13 protein-coding genes, 1 riboswitch and 1 other annotated feature are annotated in these 14,658 nt (G+C 43.8%); of the genes, 6 read left to right on the top strand and 7 right to left on the bottom strand.

The features are described 5' to 3' along the window. Positions 1-67: 67 nt before the first annotated feature. The 3 genes from GJB61_RS10465 to glpK all read left to right on the top strand — a co-directional run bounded on the left by GJB61_RS10465 (position 68) and on the right by glpK (position 3,958). Positions 68-784, top strand: a complete 717-nt coding sequence (locus GJB61_RS10465; protein WP_020427515.1) for a response regulator transcription factor — start codon at positions 68-70, stop codon at positions 782-784. Beyond that, positions 785-2,221: a HAMP domain-containing sensor histidine kinase gene (locus GJB61_RS10460; protein ID WP_338115745.1), complete on the top strand. Its 1,437-nt coding sequence runs from the start codon at positions 785-787 to the stop codon at positions 2,219-2,221. A 243-nt stretch (positions 2,222-2,464) separates the two neighbouring features. Further along, positions 2,465-3,958 (top strand): glycerol kinase GlpK, encoded by a 1,494-nt coding sequence (gene glpK / locus GJB61_RS10455; protein ID WP_154118448.1) that lies wholly within the window; start codon positions 2,465-2,467, stop codon positions 3,956-3,958. A 98-nt stretch (positions 3,959-4,056) separates the two neighbouring features. On the opposite strand, the gene GJB61_RS10450 is transcribed toward glpK, so the two are convergent. The 7 genes from GJB61_RS10450 to GJB61_RS10415 form a co-directional block, all read right to left on the bottom strand. Then, positions 4,057-5,049: a 3-oxoacyl-[acyl-carrier-protein] synthase III C-terminal domain-containing protein gene (locus GJB61_RS10450; RefSeq protein ID WP_154118447.1), complete on the bottom strand. Its 993-nt coding sequence runs from the start codon at positions 5,047-5,049 to the stop codon at positions 4,057-4,059. Positions 5,050-5,172: 123 nt separating this feature from the next. Beyond that, on the bottom strand, positions 5,173-5,520 hold the full coding sequence (locus GJB61_RS10445; RefSeq protein ID WP_154118446.1) for a hypothetical protein: 348 nt from the start codon (positions 5,518-5,520) through the stop codon (positions 5,173-5,175). Between the two features lie 211 nt (positions 5,521-5,731). After that, positions 5,732-6,100 (bottom strand): carboxymuconolactone decarboxylase family protein, encoded by a 369-nt coding sequence (locus GJB61_RS10440; protein ID WP_154118445.1) that lies wholly within the window; start codon positions 6,098-6,100, stop codon positions 5,732-5,734. A gap of 14 nt (positions 6,101-6,114) precedes the next feature. Beyond that, positions 6,115-7,752 (bottom strand): thiamine pyrophosphate-binding protein, encoded by a 1,638-nt coding sequence (locus tag GJB61_RS10435; RefSeq protein WP_338115744.1) that lies wholly within the window; start codon positions 7,750-7,752, stop codon positions 6,115-6,117. Between the two features lie 152 nt (positions 7,753-7,904). After that, positions 7,905-8,003, bottom strand: a riboswitch (cyclic di-GMP riboswitch). Between the two features lie 132 nt (positions 8,004-8,135). Further along, on the bottom strand, positions 8,136-9,386 hold the full coding sequence (locus GJB61_RS10425; RefSeq protein ID WP_154118444.1) for a methyl-accepting chemotaxis protein: 1,251 nt from the start codon (positions 9,384-9,386) through the stop codon (positions 8,136-8,138). A 217-nt stretch (positions 9,387-9,603) separates the two neighbouring features. Next, positions 9,604-11,196, bottom strand: a complete 1,593-nt coding sequence (gene serA, locus GJB61_RS10420) for a phosphoglycerate dehydrogenase (RefSeq protein WP_154118443.1) — start codon at positions 11,194-11,196, stop codon at positions 9,604-9,606. A 250-nt stretch (positions 11,197-11,446) separates the two neighbouring features. Then, positions 11,447-11,672: a binding site (T-box leader), on the bottom strand. Between the two features lie 109 nt (positions 11,673-11,781). After that, positions 11,782-12,687 carry a hypothetical protein gene (locus GJB61_RS10415; RefSeq protein WP_154118442.1) on the bottom strand — a complete coding sequence of 302 codons (906 nt, stop codon included), beginning with the start codon at positions 12,685-12,687 and terminating at the stop codon, positions 11,782-11,784. Positions 12,688-12,802: 115 nt separating this feature from the next. Here GJB61_RS10415 and GJB61_RS10410 point away from each other — a divergent pair, with 115 nt between their 5' ends. Genes GJB61_RS10410 through GJB61_RS10400 form a run of 3 tightly spaced genes read left to right on the top strand, consistent with a single transcriptional unit; the run spans position 12,803 to position 14,612 of the window. After that, on the top strand, positions 12,803-13,396 hold the full coding sequence (locus GJB61_RS10410) for a CPBP family intramembrane glutamic endopeptidase (RefSeq protein ID WP_154118845.1): 594 nt from the start codon (positions 12,803-12,805) through the stop codon (positions 13,394-13,396). Then, a complete protein-coding gene (locus tag GJB61_RS10405; protein WP_154118441.1) occupies positions 13,393-13,764 on the top strand; it encodes a hypothetical protein in 372 nt (123 codons plus the stop codon). Before GJB61_RS10410 ends, GJB61_RS10405 begins: the two co-directional genes overlap by 4 nt. 44 nt (positions 13,765-13,808) lie before the next feature. After that, positions 13,809-14,612 carry a metallophosphoesterase gene (locus GJB61_RS10400; RefSeq protein ID WP_195724301.1) on the top strand — a complete coding sequence of 268 codons (804 nt, stop codon included), beginning with the start codon at positions 13,809-13,811 and terminating at the stop codon, positions 14,610-14,612. Positions 14,613-14,658 lie beyond the last annotated feature (46 nt).

Below are 14,658 nucleotides of genomic sequence, written 5' to 3'. Positions count from 1 at the left end.
TATCTGCTAACGCAGCGTATCGATTTGGGTAACGTTCTACTGTATTTGATGAAGGGGTTGTAGCGAAATGGCAGAGCACTTGAATAGAATTCTGGTGGTGGATGACGAGGAACGCATTCGCCGCCTACTTAAGATGTACCTTGAAAAAGAAGGATATGAAATCGACGAAGCCGAAGATGGCGAGATTGCTCTACGCAAAGCAACGGCTAATGACTACGGTCTAATCTTGCTGGATGTCATGCTGCCCGGTATCGACGGGATTGAAGTTTTGACAAGACTTAGAGGGGTCAAATCTACACCAGTCTTAATGCTTACAGCCAAAGGCGAAGAGATTAACCGTGTTCAGGGCTTTGAAATGGGCGCTGACGATTATGTGGTTAAGCCTTTTAGCCCGCGTGAGGTGATCTATCGCGTTAAGGCCATTATGCGCCGTTCATCGGCAACGGCCTTTTTGTCTAAGGAGAGCAATTCAAGCAACAATATTGTATTCCCACATCTCATTATTGAGCATGACGCGCATCGTGTGACGGCAGGTGGACAGGAAGTGAGCTTGACTCCAAAGGAGTACGAGTTGCTGCATTATTTGGCGATTTCACCCGATAAGGTGTTTTCTCGCGAAGAGCTGCTTAAGGATGTCTGGAATTACGAATTTTTTGGGGATTTGCGCACAGTGGACACGCATGTGAAACGGCTTCGCGAAAAACTGAATAAAGTATCACCGGAATCGGCAGCAATGATCACAACGGTATGGGGAGTAGGCTATAAACTTGAGGTTCCTAAATAGGTGAACTTCTGGAGAAGTCTTGTCGGCAAGCTGTGGGTCACGATCATCTGTCTTGTTGCTGTCGTACTCATTACATTAGGGTTATTTCTACTTCCCTATATCGACAGTAACTTTGCCAATTCCGGGGCAATTAAACGTTTATTTTTGTATACGTGTATGATTGGTTTCTCCTTGACGACTTTCTTCGCCTTATTTCTATTTACGAAGATTACACAGCCCATGCATCGTGTGATTGAGGCTGCGAACGATATTCGCCGCGGCGAATACAGCACAAGACTTACGCTTGTCACCAGTGACGAAATTGGGCAACTGGCGACTTCTTTTAACCATATGGCTCAAGAGCTGGAAGCCAATATACGCAGTCTCAATCACGAGAAAGGCCATCTGTCCAGTGTGCTGCGCAGCATGAGTGATGCTGTAATCACATTTGATATCGAGGGCCAGATCATATTGACTAATCCACACGGACAAGCTCTGCTTGAAACATGGAGCGATCTTTCCTGGGAGCAAGAGAGTGAATCTGAGCTATATCCTGAGGTAGTTGGCAAGAGTAATGTGCCGCCGCCGCTGCGTCCCTTATTTCTTAGTACCTTGAACCAGCGCGGAGATCAGCGTTCCAATGTGCATGTCCGACAAGGCGTTTGGTCTGTACACATGGCTCCCCTGTATTCAGAAGATAACATTCGGGGAGCTGTGGCTGTTCTTCGTGATGTCACCGAGGAAGTACGACTGGAGAAGATGCGTACGGACTTTGTCGCTAACGTCTCCCATGAGATCCGTACTCCGCTTTCGATGATGCAGGGCTATAGTGAGGCGCTTCTGGATGGAATGGCTTCTTCGCCAGAGGAGAGCAGTGAACTGGTTCAGGTCATCCATGACGAATCACTGCGGATGGGACGACTGGTGAAGGATTTGCTTGATCTGGCTCGCATGGAGGCCGGTCATACCGATATGATGAAGAATCAGCTTGATATGAATGAGCTGCTTGAACGGGTCTACCGCAAGTTTTCTGTACGTGCGAAGGAACGGGAGATTGATTTACAGTTTAATAAACATAGTGATGTACTGCAGTTAAAGGCGGCAGATGAAGATAAGCTGGAGCAGGTTCTAACGAATCTGTTGGATAATGCCTTCCGCCATACGCCTGCTGGCAAGAAGATTATTATTCTTGCCGATTCTAGTGTATCGGAAGGTCGCCGCTTCGTTGAAATTAACATCCGTGATGAGGGTGTCGGAATTTCTCCGGAAGATTTGCCATATATATTCGAACGCTTTTATAAAGCCGATAAGGCGCGTGTACGGGGTGAAACTGTAGGAACCGGATTGGGACTTGCCATTGTCAAAAATATTGTCGAGTCGCATCACGGGTATATCTCTGCCTCCAGCAAGCTTGGAGAAGGGACAACCTTCACACTTCGACTGCCTGTCGAAAAATAGAAATTTTAAACAAAGCATGACCAGCGCCTCTGACAGCAGAGGTGCTTTTTGTTGAAACTAAACGACTAATCTTGTTCATCGTGGAACATATCTCTGAATATATGCTTACGACGCAAGTTTTGAACGAAGCAAATATCAAGGAAGTGTATGCTGACAAAACTTAAGTATATGCTTTCGATGCGAGTTTTGACGAAGTAAATATCAAGGAAGCTTATGCTGACAAAACTTTTAGGAGGCAACGGTATGATTTTGTCATTGGATCAAGGCACAACTAGCTCTCGAGCGATATTGTTCGATGAGGAGGCTAGAATGATCTCCCAGGGACAATATGAAATTAAACAGTCCTTTCCTCGTCCCGGATGGGTGGAGCATGACCCTGAGCAAATATGGGAGACTCAACTAGCTGCAGCAAGAGATGCGATAAGCGCAAGCGGCTTTGCGGCAACGAACATATCCGCTATCGGGATTACGAACCAACGGGAAACGGCTCTCGTCTGGGATAAAGTGACAGGTAAACCGATTTATCCAGCCATTGTATGGCAGGACCGGAGAACTGCTGAACATTGTGAAGAGCTTAAAGCCAGAGGCTTAGAAGAAGAAATTGCCAGCAAGACGGGCCTGGTAGTAGATGCCTATTTCTCAGCGACCAAACTCTCATGGATTCTAGACCATGTAGAAGGAGCACGAGAGAGGGCACAGAAGGGTGAGTTACTGGCAGGGACAATTGACAGCTGGCTAATCTGGAAGCTCACTGAAGGTGCTGTGCATGCCACAGATGTCACCAACGCTTCCCGCACCATGTTATTTAACCTGCATGAACGTATATGGGATGACAAGCTAATGGACGAGCTGCGTATTCCTCGCTCCATCCTGCCCGAGGTGAGAATGTCAGGTGGAGACTTTGGAGTAGCGGCGGCGCATTGGTTCGGGGCGGAAATACCAATCCGCGCTGTGCTGGGAGACCAGCAGGCGGCCTTATTTGGCCATACCTGTCTCGAAGCAGGCAGTGCCAAAAATACATATGGAACAGGCTGCTTTATTCTGATGAATACAGGTACTGAAGCGGTGGTCTCAAGTCATGGCCTGCTGACAACAGTTGCATGGGGTATGGGGGACGAAATGTATTATGCCCTTGAAGGTAGTGTGTTTGTAGCTGGAGCTGCCGTACAGTGGCTGCAGGAGGGCTTAGGACTCATTGAAGAACCAGCGAGCTCGGAGGATAAGGCCAAGGAAGTAGAGGATAGTGAAGGCGTTGTGGTCGTTCCAGCATTCACCGGACTGGGTGCACCTTATTGGGATATGTATGCTCGAGGAGCGATATTTGGTTTAACTCGGGGAACAACAGCCGGTCATTTGGTACGTGCAACCTTGGAATCGCTTGCTTTTCAGTCTAAAGACGTTATTGGGGCTATGGAAAAAGATGCCGGCATGCCGCTTACCGGGCTGCGCGTAGATGGTGGCGCGGTAAGCAACGATTTGCTGATGCAATTCCAGTCGGACATTTTGGGAAGTGAGGTTACGCGTACGGCCTACGCAGAGACGACTGCGCTGGGCGCAGCGCTTCTTGCTGGCTTAACCTCCGGTATTTGGACAAGGGACCAACTGGAGAGCTTTAACAAGGCTGAGAGGGTCTTTAAACCTATGATGGGGCAAGAAGAGCGTGAACGCCGCTATCACGCCTGGCAGGATGCGGTGTCACGTACGATGGGCTGGGAGAAGCACGAAGGACATCGTTAAGGAACTTATTTGTAATTTAATCTTTATAAGAAACAATAGAAAAACGGCAAGCTTCCTTGAGTGCAGGAGGCTTGCCGTTTCTTCTTGAATCAAGTTTATTAATACTCCATAACGAAAGCTACATTCTGCCAGCCAGCGCCAACCGTCCAAAATAATACTTTATCCCCACGCTCAATCTTTCCGGTGGTAACAGCCCTGTGTAGGGCGATAAAAGGACTACTAGTGGAGGTATAACCGAACTCATCACCAATATACACAGCGACGTCGCTGCCGATGCCAATTCTTTCGGATACAGCAAGTATATTGGGAAGTGACAGTTGGGAAAAGCAGGCTGCTTTAATGGATTCAGGTGCAATATCATTGTTGGAGAGCAAGGTCTGGATAGATTCAGTTGCAGCATCTACACAGATAGAATCATCGAAGGGAATGAACTTAACATTGAACTCTCCGGTGGCCACACCTGTTTTACCCATTTTTGCTAAGCCTTCAGCTGGAAACAGGGAGTTTCCATAGACACAAGTGTCTGTCTGATAGATAGAATCAATGAATCCTGACGAATTCTCGACACGTTCCAGAATCACAGCAGCAGCAGCATCACCGAAGTTGGCATAATATACGGGATCGCTTTTATCGGCATGTGGTGCTACATGATCGGAGCCAATAACCAGAGCTCGTTTGATTCTCGGATTAGCAATCATCTGGCGACTAACTTGCTCAACGGAAGCCGTCATCCCGGCACAATTAGCATTACTATCAATACAAATGGTATGGGATGCGCCGTTAATCAATCGGTGAATCATTAGTGAATTTGTAGGAAAAATATATTCAGGAGTTTGACTGGCATAGGCGATAAGGTCGATATCTGCCCCGGTTAGTCCTGTTTTCTCTAGAACATTGCTAGCCGCTTCAAAAGCCATAGTCAGGGAGTTCTCTTCCTCATTGTTAATACTGTAGCGAGAATCACGACCTAAAGTAGCCAGAAGTCCACGGATATCAATACCCTTTTCGTCGAAATGTTGAATGAAAAAGTCGTTACCAACTTTGTTACTTGGATGATAGATATCGATATCTTTAATACAGATTCCAGCCATATGATTCCTCCTAAAATTTCGATTTTGAAGCTTGCGCTTCTCTAGTAAAAATTTACAGTATTATACTTTTAGGAATCTATTTCGCTGAATAAGCTATCTTTTAATGTGAAACTATTAAACTGACTAGGCAACTGTAGAGATGATCTCAAGATTCTCAAGACCAGCCTTACGTCCCAGACGAGCCAGCTGCATTTTAAGGATAGGATTATTCTCAAGCGTAAGATTTACTCTTACAAAACCATCAGCCTTAAACATTAGAAAACATCCTTCAAGAAGAGGCACAACATCAGGAGCGGTAACATTAAGTTTGCGGCAATCAATCTTTAATTCATAATCTGCAGGATTAATAGGGTTGATTGTTTGTTGATACGCTTGAATTGATTTTAGACCGTCTTCCTCTGAAAAAGCTCCCTCTAGCTCAATATTAATGATTTTGGCAGCAGTATCAGTTTTCAAAATAAATTTTCCCATGTGTGCACTCTCCCATTGTTTAATTGCGATACACTTTAGTTCGACTGTGATAATCACTCAGCCGCGATATATCCTCTAAAACGTTTAGTTTAACGCCATATTTCGACAATAAAAACCTTAGCTTTGGGATATTTTAACTGTATTATATACATATATTTCTCATATATGCAATATAAAAGTCGAACTATGTATAAAAATGTCACTTACGACTTTATTGAACTTCTTCAAGTGTAGCTAGTAGGACATTAAAGGCACTAATAATCCTTGGAGCACCAACACAAGGAGCTAAATGTAATAAAATACCTTTGATTTGTTCAACAGAAATACCTACACGAAGCGCCATAACATAGTGAACACCCAATTGGTCATATTGTCCCATAGTAATCAAGGAAGAGATCACCGCGATTTCTTTCCAATCGTTTCCAATGGTATGGCGTTGGAAGATATCACCATAGGCGGTTCCCATAATAAATTCAGCTAACTCTGGAAAATGCTCTTTAATCGGAGCCAAGGCTTTGGCTCCATAGTCACCGGATAGATTAGAGAAATGGTTAAAACCACTATTAATGTTATCGCTCATAAAGGCCTCCTGAATTACATGTTTAGTACACGGTGTGCAGTAGGTGGAATTTCGTCACGGTCTGTAAGCAACTCGATAACCGCAACGCGGTTCAAAGCCACAGCCTCATTAATGGCTGTGGAAAATTGTTCAGCAGTCTCACATTTAAAGCCAGTTGCTCCCAGTGATTCAGCAAATTTCACCACATCCATAGGCACTTCAAATATAGTTCCATCAATTCGGCCTGTAGTTTTCTCCATCCCTTTTAACGCCATATCCAACTGCATATTATTTACGACAATAAAGATGACGGGGATATCTTTGCATACAGCAGTATTAATCTCAGATCCCAGCATCATAAAACAGCCGTCACCGGTAATGCAGAATATCGTTTCGTTAGGAGCCGCTACCTTTGCCCCAATAGCCATACCAATCGCATTTCCCATACAAGCAAAATAAGCGTCAAATACAAAACTTCCGGGTTTCTTTACTTTATACCACTTGACTGCATTAAACCCATGGCTTCCATCATCAACAAAAACGGTATTGTTATAAGGAATCAGGTCACTCATTGTGCTAAGAACCGATGCCAATGAGAGCTTGGTCAGAATGGGAAGCTCTTCAGTGTAATCAAAAGGCGTAGTTTCGCGCTTAGGAAGCGTTGTCTGGTCAATTCCTTTAAGGTAGAACTCCAGATTATCGCGAACGTCACCTGTAATTTGAATAGTCTTTGAGGTTAGTATTTTTCCGACAAAAGTAGGATCACAATCAAATTGGATCAATGTCTCTGGATGATTCTCTCGTTTTAGGTTACATATGGTCATATCGCTTAGACGAGATCCCAATACGATATAAAGATCACTATGGTTTAGCAGATCATCGCCATGTGTGCAGCCGCCTACACCAATAGGCCCATGATACAATGGATGATCCCAGGGGATGGCTCCTTTTCCGCCAGGTGACGTCACGACAGGAATATTAAAGGTTTCAGCTAATTGGATTAGCTCTTTATGAGCTCCGGACCGATTTACACCTTTGCCAGCAATAATTAAGGGATTACTTGAATGGTTAATAGCAGTAATTACACGATCAAGGCTGGCATAATTTACTAATGTTTCTCGTTCAGGAAATACGATGTTGCATTCTTCAAGCATTTCCGTCTGCACATCAAAGGGGATGCAGAGATGAACAGGACCACGTTTGCCGCTTAACGCGATGGCAATAGCATGATTAAAAATAGTACTGAAATGGTCTCCACGTTCGATAAGCTTACTGAATAAAGTAGCTGGTCTGAACATTTCTGCTAAATCGGCAAGATAAGACGATGAGTCCTGACATTGAGGAATTCCTAGTTCTTTAATAGACTGGTGACCGGTAATAAAAAGAACAGGAAGGTTATTAGCCTTTGCATGTGCTGCTGCAGTGAGCAGATTTGTTCCTCCTGGGCCGGAGGTCCCGAATGCTACACCGAGATTCCCAGTTTTTAGCGCGTAACCAGAGGCTTCGAATCCGGAGCTTGATTCATGTCTCCCGGGAATAAACTCGATACCATAGTCAACCATTTTAAGAACAATAGGACAAATAGATTTGCCAATAATCCCAAAGGAATGGGTTACTCCGAGGTTGCGGAGCGCTTCCGCCATGTAATCTGCAACTGTCTTCAAAACATACACCTCACAAGTATTTTATTGTAATATCTTTATCGATCTCCCGAAGTGAAAACGTTAGACCTAAAAAAAAATAAAACCTGTGCTCTGATACAGAGCACAGGTGGGTAGCATAATTCGCTATAGAGACTGCATATTTATCCAGTCTTTCAAGGTATTTAAGCAACCTGGCAGTCATGGCCTCATTAACTGAAAAATGAGGCTGTAGATCCATGGCTTTGCGTCATTCCCTTTCGGGAATTTTGCCCTTATAAATTATCAAATTAAATAAAGGATAATTTTCCTTTACAATATATTCCTCCCCCTCTTTTGTCAATATTTTTATACAAATATGCGCGGAAATTGACGAATAATATGATTTCATATGAGGAGCCTTAAGACCTATCTATTTAAAATTTGAAGATATGAATTGTTTTTTGCAGATTAAATACAGCCTGAGTCATTTTTTCGGTTTCCTCAGCCACAGACTGCAGTGCATTTATTTGTTCATTCATAGCAGCCGAGACTTCTTCAGTTCCAGCTGCGGTTTGCTGGGTAATTGCGGATATGTTTTCGATGGCTCCTGAAATTTTGAGCGCGCTTTCAAGCATAACGTCACTCTCCGCAGAGAAGGCGGCAATTTGCTCAGCGATGTATTGCACACTATGCACAATTTGCGAGAAGATACTAGCTGTCTCAGTAATCATTTCATTCTGAACCTGCACTACGCTTTCATTGATCGCAATGTTGGCTATGGCATCTTTAATATCGCTTTCAATACTACGGACTAGACCAAATACTTCTTTGGTTGAGGCGGTTGATTCCTCAGCTAGTTTACGCACTTCTTGGGCTACCACTGCAAAGCCACGTCCATGTTCTCCGGCTCGGGCCGCTTCAATGGAAGCGTTAAGGGATAGCAGATTAGTCTGTTCCGCAATCTCCGTAATCGTCTTCGTAATCATCGTAATCCCACGAGCATTTTGTGAAAGGGCATCGACGGTTTCTGCTACTTTTTTGGTGGCTGCGATATTTTTGCGCATGCCTTCAGCCTGGGTGTCTACCGATTGCCGGCCTTTCTCAACCAGTTCCAGCGTATGTATTGAACGTTTGTTCATTTCTTTAGTGGAGGTTGTATAGTTGGAAACTTTAGTTTCAATGTCTTTAATAGATTCTGTCATATCAGCAATATCTACGGATATTTCATTTGCACCCAGAGCTAGTTCATTGGAGGAGGAGGATACCTGAGCCATAACGATCTTCAAACTCTGATTCTTATTTTCAATTCCTCGGCTCGCGTCCATAACTTGACGGGTAAGCTGTGACGCTTCAGTCAGAATCTTCTTCAATTTATCGATCATAGTATTAAATGAGCGGCTAACATCTCCCATAGAACCATTTTCATCAGCTCTAGTAGTAAAGTCGCCCTTTGCAATGTTGTGAGTAACATTTGCAATGTCATCAAATGAAGATGTAAGCGTTCTCTCAACAAAACGTGAAAGAGGATAAGTCAGACCAGCAAGAACCACGATAAGAAGAATGCCGACAAAAATTTTACCCATGACAATAAAAGAAATCAAAACAGGGATAGCAAATAACGCGGCGATCAGGTAACACCCGGCAATAATTCTTTGTTTTAACGGAAGCTTGTTCATCCAGTCCATTGGAAAGAAATCCCCCTTAAAAAAATATTTTATATTGTAATATTATAGGGGATTAGAGTGATATCAGTCTATTGTAAGAACTGACATAAATGTAGCTGCGGATGTTATTTCCGACAGAATGCCACAGATTATACACTAATGTGTAACACAGGTCTTTTCTTATCACAAAAATAAGGCCATTCTCACACGAGATGTGTGGAATGGCCTATTACAAATTTTATAGCAAGACTATTTCTTCAGCAGTGTTAATTTCAGGTAGGCCTGCCAGCTTCACAAGCACCGCTTGTGGAACCGCTTTGTCTACAGTAAGCAGCATAATTGCAGCACCACCGACAATTTTACGTCCCACTTGCATGGAGGCGATATTAACCTCATTTTGACCAAGCAACGTACCCACTAAACCGATAATTCCTGGTTTGTCATTATGGGAAACGACGATTTGATGGCCCTCAGGAGCAATATCAACAGGGAATTTATTAACCTGTACAATACGTTCACCATAACCTTGCAGCAGAGTGCCGGCTACTAGACGTTCTTCCTCTTGTTCAGTTTTTAGAGTGACTGTAATTAGATTAGTGAAGCCTTTAGTTTTGGAAGTTTTGGTGATTACGACATTAACATCACGCGTTTTGGCCAGATGCATGGAGTTAACGATGTTGACATCTTCAGCAAAGTGACGTGAGAGCACGCCTTTCACAATATAGCGGGTCAGCGGCTGTGTATCCACATCCGATAGATCACCCGCGTACTCTACGTTAATTTCGTGAATCGCTCCATTCGTGAGTTGAGTGACAAAGCTGCCCAATTTTTCGCCCAGTTTAAAATAAGGCTGTAGCTTGTTCATTACACTTGGAGCTACAGGAGGGATGTTAACAGCGTTGATGAAGGGTTCATTGCGCAGGATATGCAGCACTTGTTCAGAAACGTCAATGGCTACGTTCTCCTGGGCTTCAACAGTTGAAGCACCCAAATGTGGAGTTACGATAATCTTGGGATGGGACAGGAACGGATGGTCAGCTTGAGGGGGTTCCTTCTCGAACACGTCGAATGCCGCTCCAGCTACAATGCCGCTATCTATAGCTTCAACCAATGCAAGCTCATCGATAACACCACCACGTGCACAGTTGATAATGCGCATTCCTTTTTTCATTACCTCGAACTGCGGCCGGGAAATCATATGGCGTGTCTCAGGAGTTAATGGAGTATGGACGGTGATAAAATCTGCTCCGCGAACAATGTCATCCACTGATGCCAGCTTTACTTCCAGTTTTTCGGCACGGTCTGCGGTCAGGAAGGGGTCGTAGGCAAGGATATTCATTCCGAAAGCGATGGCGCGTTTGGCTACTTCACTACCGATCCGGCCCATGCCGAGCACTCCCAATGTTTTACCTTTTAACTCTACTCCGAGAAATGTTTTTTTGTCCCAAACACCGCTAATTGTTTTTGCATAAGCTTGAGGAATATGACGGGCAAGAGCCATCATCATGGCAAAAGCATGCTCACAAGTCGTAATTGTATTTCCGTCAGGGGCATTAATAACAACTATACCGCGCTGCGTTGCGGCTTCGAGCTTAATATTATCAACGCCTACGCCTGCACGTCCGATAACCTTCAGGTTCTTGCCCGCTTCAATAATCTTTTCGGTTACAGTAGTTTGACTGCGAACAAGGAGGCCATCATATTCACCAATGATTGCAATAAGTTCGTCTTCACTAAGTCCGGTCTTCTTGTCTACCGTTACATCGCTTGCGTCCATCAATTGCTGAATGCCCAAATCACTGATTGGATCCGATACTAATACTTTAAACATGGTTTCTTGTCCTCCTTATAGTTGGAAAGCATAATATGTTGAGGATGCCCTGAAAGGGCAGTCCACAGTACCTGAAGTATCACGAGCTGTAAATAATAAAGCACAGTCAAATGGCGGAGCAACGCGGTGTCGCATAAAAGAGAAAGGGTGCAAGGTTGCCGTGAATTAGGCGCTATGGGACAAAAGTGACAAGTTGTTTGTGAGTTTAAGGGAATGAAAAAAAAACTCCCGACCCCATACTACTGCCGTAGTAAGGGACGAAAGTTATCGTGGTACCACCCTAATTCACTGCAACTTGTAAGAAGCAGCCTCATTGGCCTGCAAAGGCCACACTGGTAACGGAGTGATCCGATTGTACCTACTTAAGTTTCAGTACAATATCTCAGGAGTGCTAAAGATGTCAGTTCGTCACCGGTTTGCACCAACCACCGGCTCTCTGAAGACTCACAGTATCTTTGTTCCATCATCGGTTTTTCATGATTAATTTTTCATAATGTAACATGGTGATGCCAGATGTGTCAATAGGTTTTAAAGCAGGTCACCTTGAAGTAGGCATCTTTTTTGGGTATGATTCAATAACTGGTCTTACTCGTAAAAGAACGGGACCTGCGGCACTATTTCCTTGCTATAATATTGTTCGCGCCATTTAATGAAGTCTTGTTCCTGTACTGCACCGGTGGAAACAAGCAGGGATACCGAGGATTGAATGTCAGTAAGCTTCAAGGAATTAGCAACGCCAGAATATATCATATCATCTACTTTTGCAGTAAGGTCTTGTGGATCATAACTAGCATAAACCCTGTGATTCAGCATCATATTAGCAATAGATGCATTCTTCTCTAAAAGAGGCATCTTTTTCCATTTTATAAAGGATAGGGTTTGCAGGTTTCCCACTTCTGCAGGGATTTTGTTATTGCTTTTTGATCCCCATTTCAGCATGGAATCATAATAGTTTTTCTGTGCCAGTAGACCAAACTGTACAGCACTCGCTGTAAAGGAGTCTTTATTTAGCGCTTTGGCCGTTTCTGCACCTCCCGCACTTGCTGAAATTTTACTTGATGCTTGGGAGAAGAGTGTCAAGCTTTTTAGTATATTCAATTGTGATTGATACAGCAGCGGAGAATTGGTGAAGAGGGAATTCTGATTGACCTTTTTATACTGTTTGTCTGCCAGAATACTTAGATTCTTCAAGGTTGCTTCATTCTCTCGAGCATCAGTGCTACGAGTAAGCTTATCAACCTCAGTGTTCCAATTTCGCTTGAATTCACGGTAAGGCAAAAATACGTTATGATAGAAGGTAACAAGATCCTGCTGCTGGTAGGATCCTGAGAACTCCGTTGGTTTAGCTGTATTATTCAGCTGTTCATATTTGGCTTCTGTCTTGTCTGCACCAACCTTCACTCCCGTAAAAAAAGCGGCGAAAGCGGAAATCAGAAAAAATAAAAAACCAAGCGTGTATAACATTTGAGTGCGGGAGGTACGACTGTTCATAATAAGTGCTCCTTTTTCTAGGGAAATTATCTTTATGTATTTTGCGGAAAGTCTATGGACAGACTCTCAAATTCTTGAGCTGCCCGGAAAAACAATATAGAACAGGCAGGTTATGATGAAAAAATTCAAATTTGGTGAGATTAAGATAAAAAAGGTAGACCCAAAGCAATTAACAGATAAGCTTCTTCTTCTGAATCTTTATATTACACAAGGACTTACATTGATTATCGGTTTGATATGGATATTATTACAGAAAAGAAATCCCATTCACGTATTTAATTTTCCGGAAAACTGGCATTTTGTATTATGGGGCCTTGGTTTAGCAGTAGTTATGCTAGTTGTAGATTTTTTACTGACCCATATTGTACCAGAAGATAGCATGGATGACGGAGGCATAAATGATCTTTTATTTCGCAAACGACCCATTTGGCACATTCTTTTTATAGCTATTATTGTGTCGATATGTGAAGAAATATTATTCCGAGGGGCGATCCAGTATGCGTTTGGCCCCTACTGGACCAGCATTTTATTTGCAGTCATTCATGTCCGTTATTTGCGTCACTGGATCCCTACGGGCTGGGTTTTCTTAAGCAGCTATGGACTGGGGTATATTTACATTCATTCGGGTACCCTTTGGGCTCCAATACTCTGCCATTTCTTGATCGATCTGTTCTCAGGTCTAGTCATTCGCTATAGGAGGGAGACATGAGCGAGGAACTCAGTCGGGTGAAATCCCGCCAGAAACAGTATAAAGGCGAACGGCCTTCTGTCAAAGTAAAAAAAAGAAATCAACCCGTAGATTTGCAAACTCCACATTCTATGCCTGCCCAAATATCGACCGGAACCTTATCTAGAAAAAACCGCGGTTCAATGTATTCTTCGCAGGAATCATCCGAAGGAGAAGGGGGCAAAAAGGGTGCGGAATTAACTCCGTCCCGTTCCCAGACCTATACCTCTGAGCGTGTAAGGCTCAGTAAAATTTTTGTCAATTCGTTGATCTTTATGTTTGTGATTTTGCTTGCTTCACTATTGTGGTGGGGAATAGAAGGAGCCCCTCCTCTGAAAACATTATGGTAAGGGACTTGCTGCTGGTCTTGGCTTCAGGAGGGCTATTGGTTGGTATGACTATTACTATTGCGATGGTAATAAGTGCGTTCGGAAAACGTATTATTGCCGAGGAAATATTTCTGGATTCTTTGCCACAGGCTTTTGAGGGCTTTCGTATTCTATTCATCACGGATATTCATCGCCGCCTTCTTCCGCAAGCACTGATGTTATCGTTAAAAGGCCATGTTGATGCCGTGTTCCTGGGCGGGGATATAACCGAGAAGAATAACCCGATGAACAGGCTGCTATCTAATATGGCGTTGGTCACTTCTATAGCTCCTACATATGCCGTTCATGGAAATCATGATTATAATGCGAATACCTCAGTGGTAGATAATATAATCCGCAAAAGTGGGGCGGTACTGCTGGTAGATGAGAATGTTGCTATTGAACGGGCCGGCGGCACACTTTGGTTGACTGGTGTAGATTTCATGGTGAAGCGCGGGAAATCTGCCTATCCACCATTGCCACCATTGGCTGTGTCTGACACGGCCTGCCGTATTATTCTTGTTCATGATCCGGTTTGGCTCTCACAGCGTTCCTCCGTACCCGCTGATCTTGTTCTGGCAGGTCATACGCATGGAGGGCAGGTCGTTTTTCCCTTTTTTGGTCGGAGACATGTAGAAACCTTCTATCAGGAATATGATGCAGGTTGGTTTATATTGCCTAAAGGGGATGAATCAAAAACATTCGCCAAACTCCTGATTAGCCGGGGCTTTGGCACTGCTCATCTGCCGCTGCGCTTTAGAAGTCCTGCTGAAATACATGTGCTGACACTTCGTAATTCAACAAGTAAAGGGGAGTCCCAGAGCCAATAGTGGCTGCTGGAACTCCCCTTTTGTAATATGTGAAAAGACTCTTGCT

This window comes from Paenibacillus monticola, from assembly GCF_009664975.1.
In the GTDB taxonomy this organism is placed as follows: domain Bacteria; phylum Bacillota; class Bacilli; order Paenibacillales; family Paenibacillaceae; genus Paenibacillus_AQ; species Paenibacillus_AQ monticola.
This window is presented reverse-complemented; position numbering and strand designations above follow the sequence as displayed.

Coding starts and splice junctions, on each gene's coding strand:
- GJB61_RS10465 (WP_020427515.1), top strand. CDS start 68: ATGGCAGAGCACTTGAATAGAATTCTGGTGGTGGATGACGAGGAACGC.
- glpK (WP_154118448.1), top strand. CDS start 2,465: ATGATTTTGTCATTGGATCAAGGCACAACTAGCTCTCGAGCGATATTG.
- GJB61_RS10450 (WP_154118447.1), bottom strand. CDS start 5,049: ATGGCTGGAATCTGTATTAAAGATATCGATATCTATCATCCAAGTAAC.
- GJB61_RS10445 (WP_154118446.1), bottom strand. CDS start 5,520: ATGGGAAAATTTATTTTGAAAACTGATACTGCTGCCAAAATCATTAAT.
- GJB61_RS10440 (WP_154118445.1), bottom strand. CDS start 6,100: ATGAGCGATAACATTAATAGTGGTTTTAACCATTTCTCTAATCTATCC.
- GJB61_RS10425 (WP_154118444.1), bottom strand. CDS start 9,386: ATGGACTGGATGAACAAGCTTCCGTTAAAACAAAGAATTATTGCCGGG.
- serA (WP_154118443.1), bottom strand. CDS start 11,196: ATGTTTAAAGTATTAGTATCGGATCCAATCAGTGATTTGGGCATTCAG.
- GJB61_RS10415 (WP_154118442.1), bottom strand. CDS start 12,687: ATGAACAGTCGTACCTCCCGCACTCAAATGTTATACACGCTTGGTTTT.
- GJB61_RS10410 (WP_154118845.1), top strand. CDS start 12,803: ATGAAAAAATTCAAATTTGGTGAGATTAAGATAAAAAAGGTAGACCCA.
- GJB61_RS10405 (WP_154118441.1), top strand. CDS start 13,393: ATGAGCGAGGAACTCAGTCGGGTGAAATCCCGCCAGAAACAGTATAAA.
- GJB61_RS10400 (WP_195724301.1), top strand. CDS start 13,809: ATGACTATTACTATTGCGATGGTAATAAGTGCGTTCGGAAAACGTATT.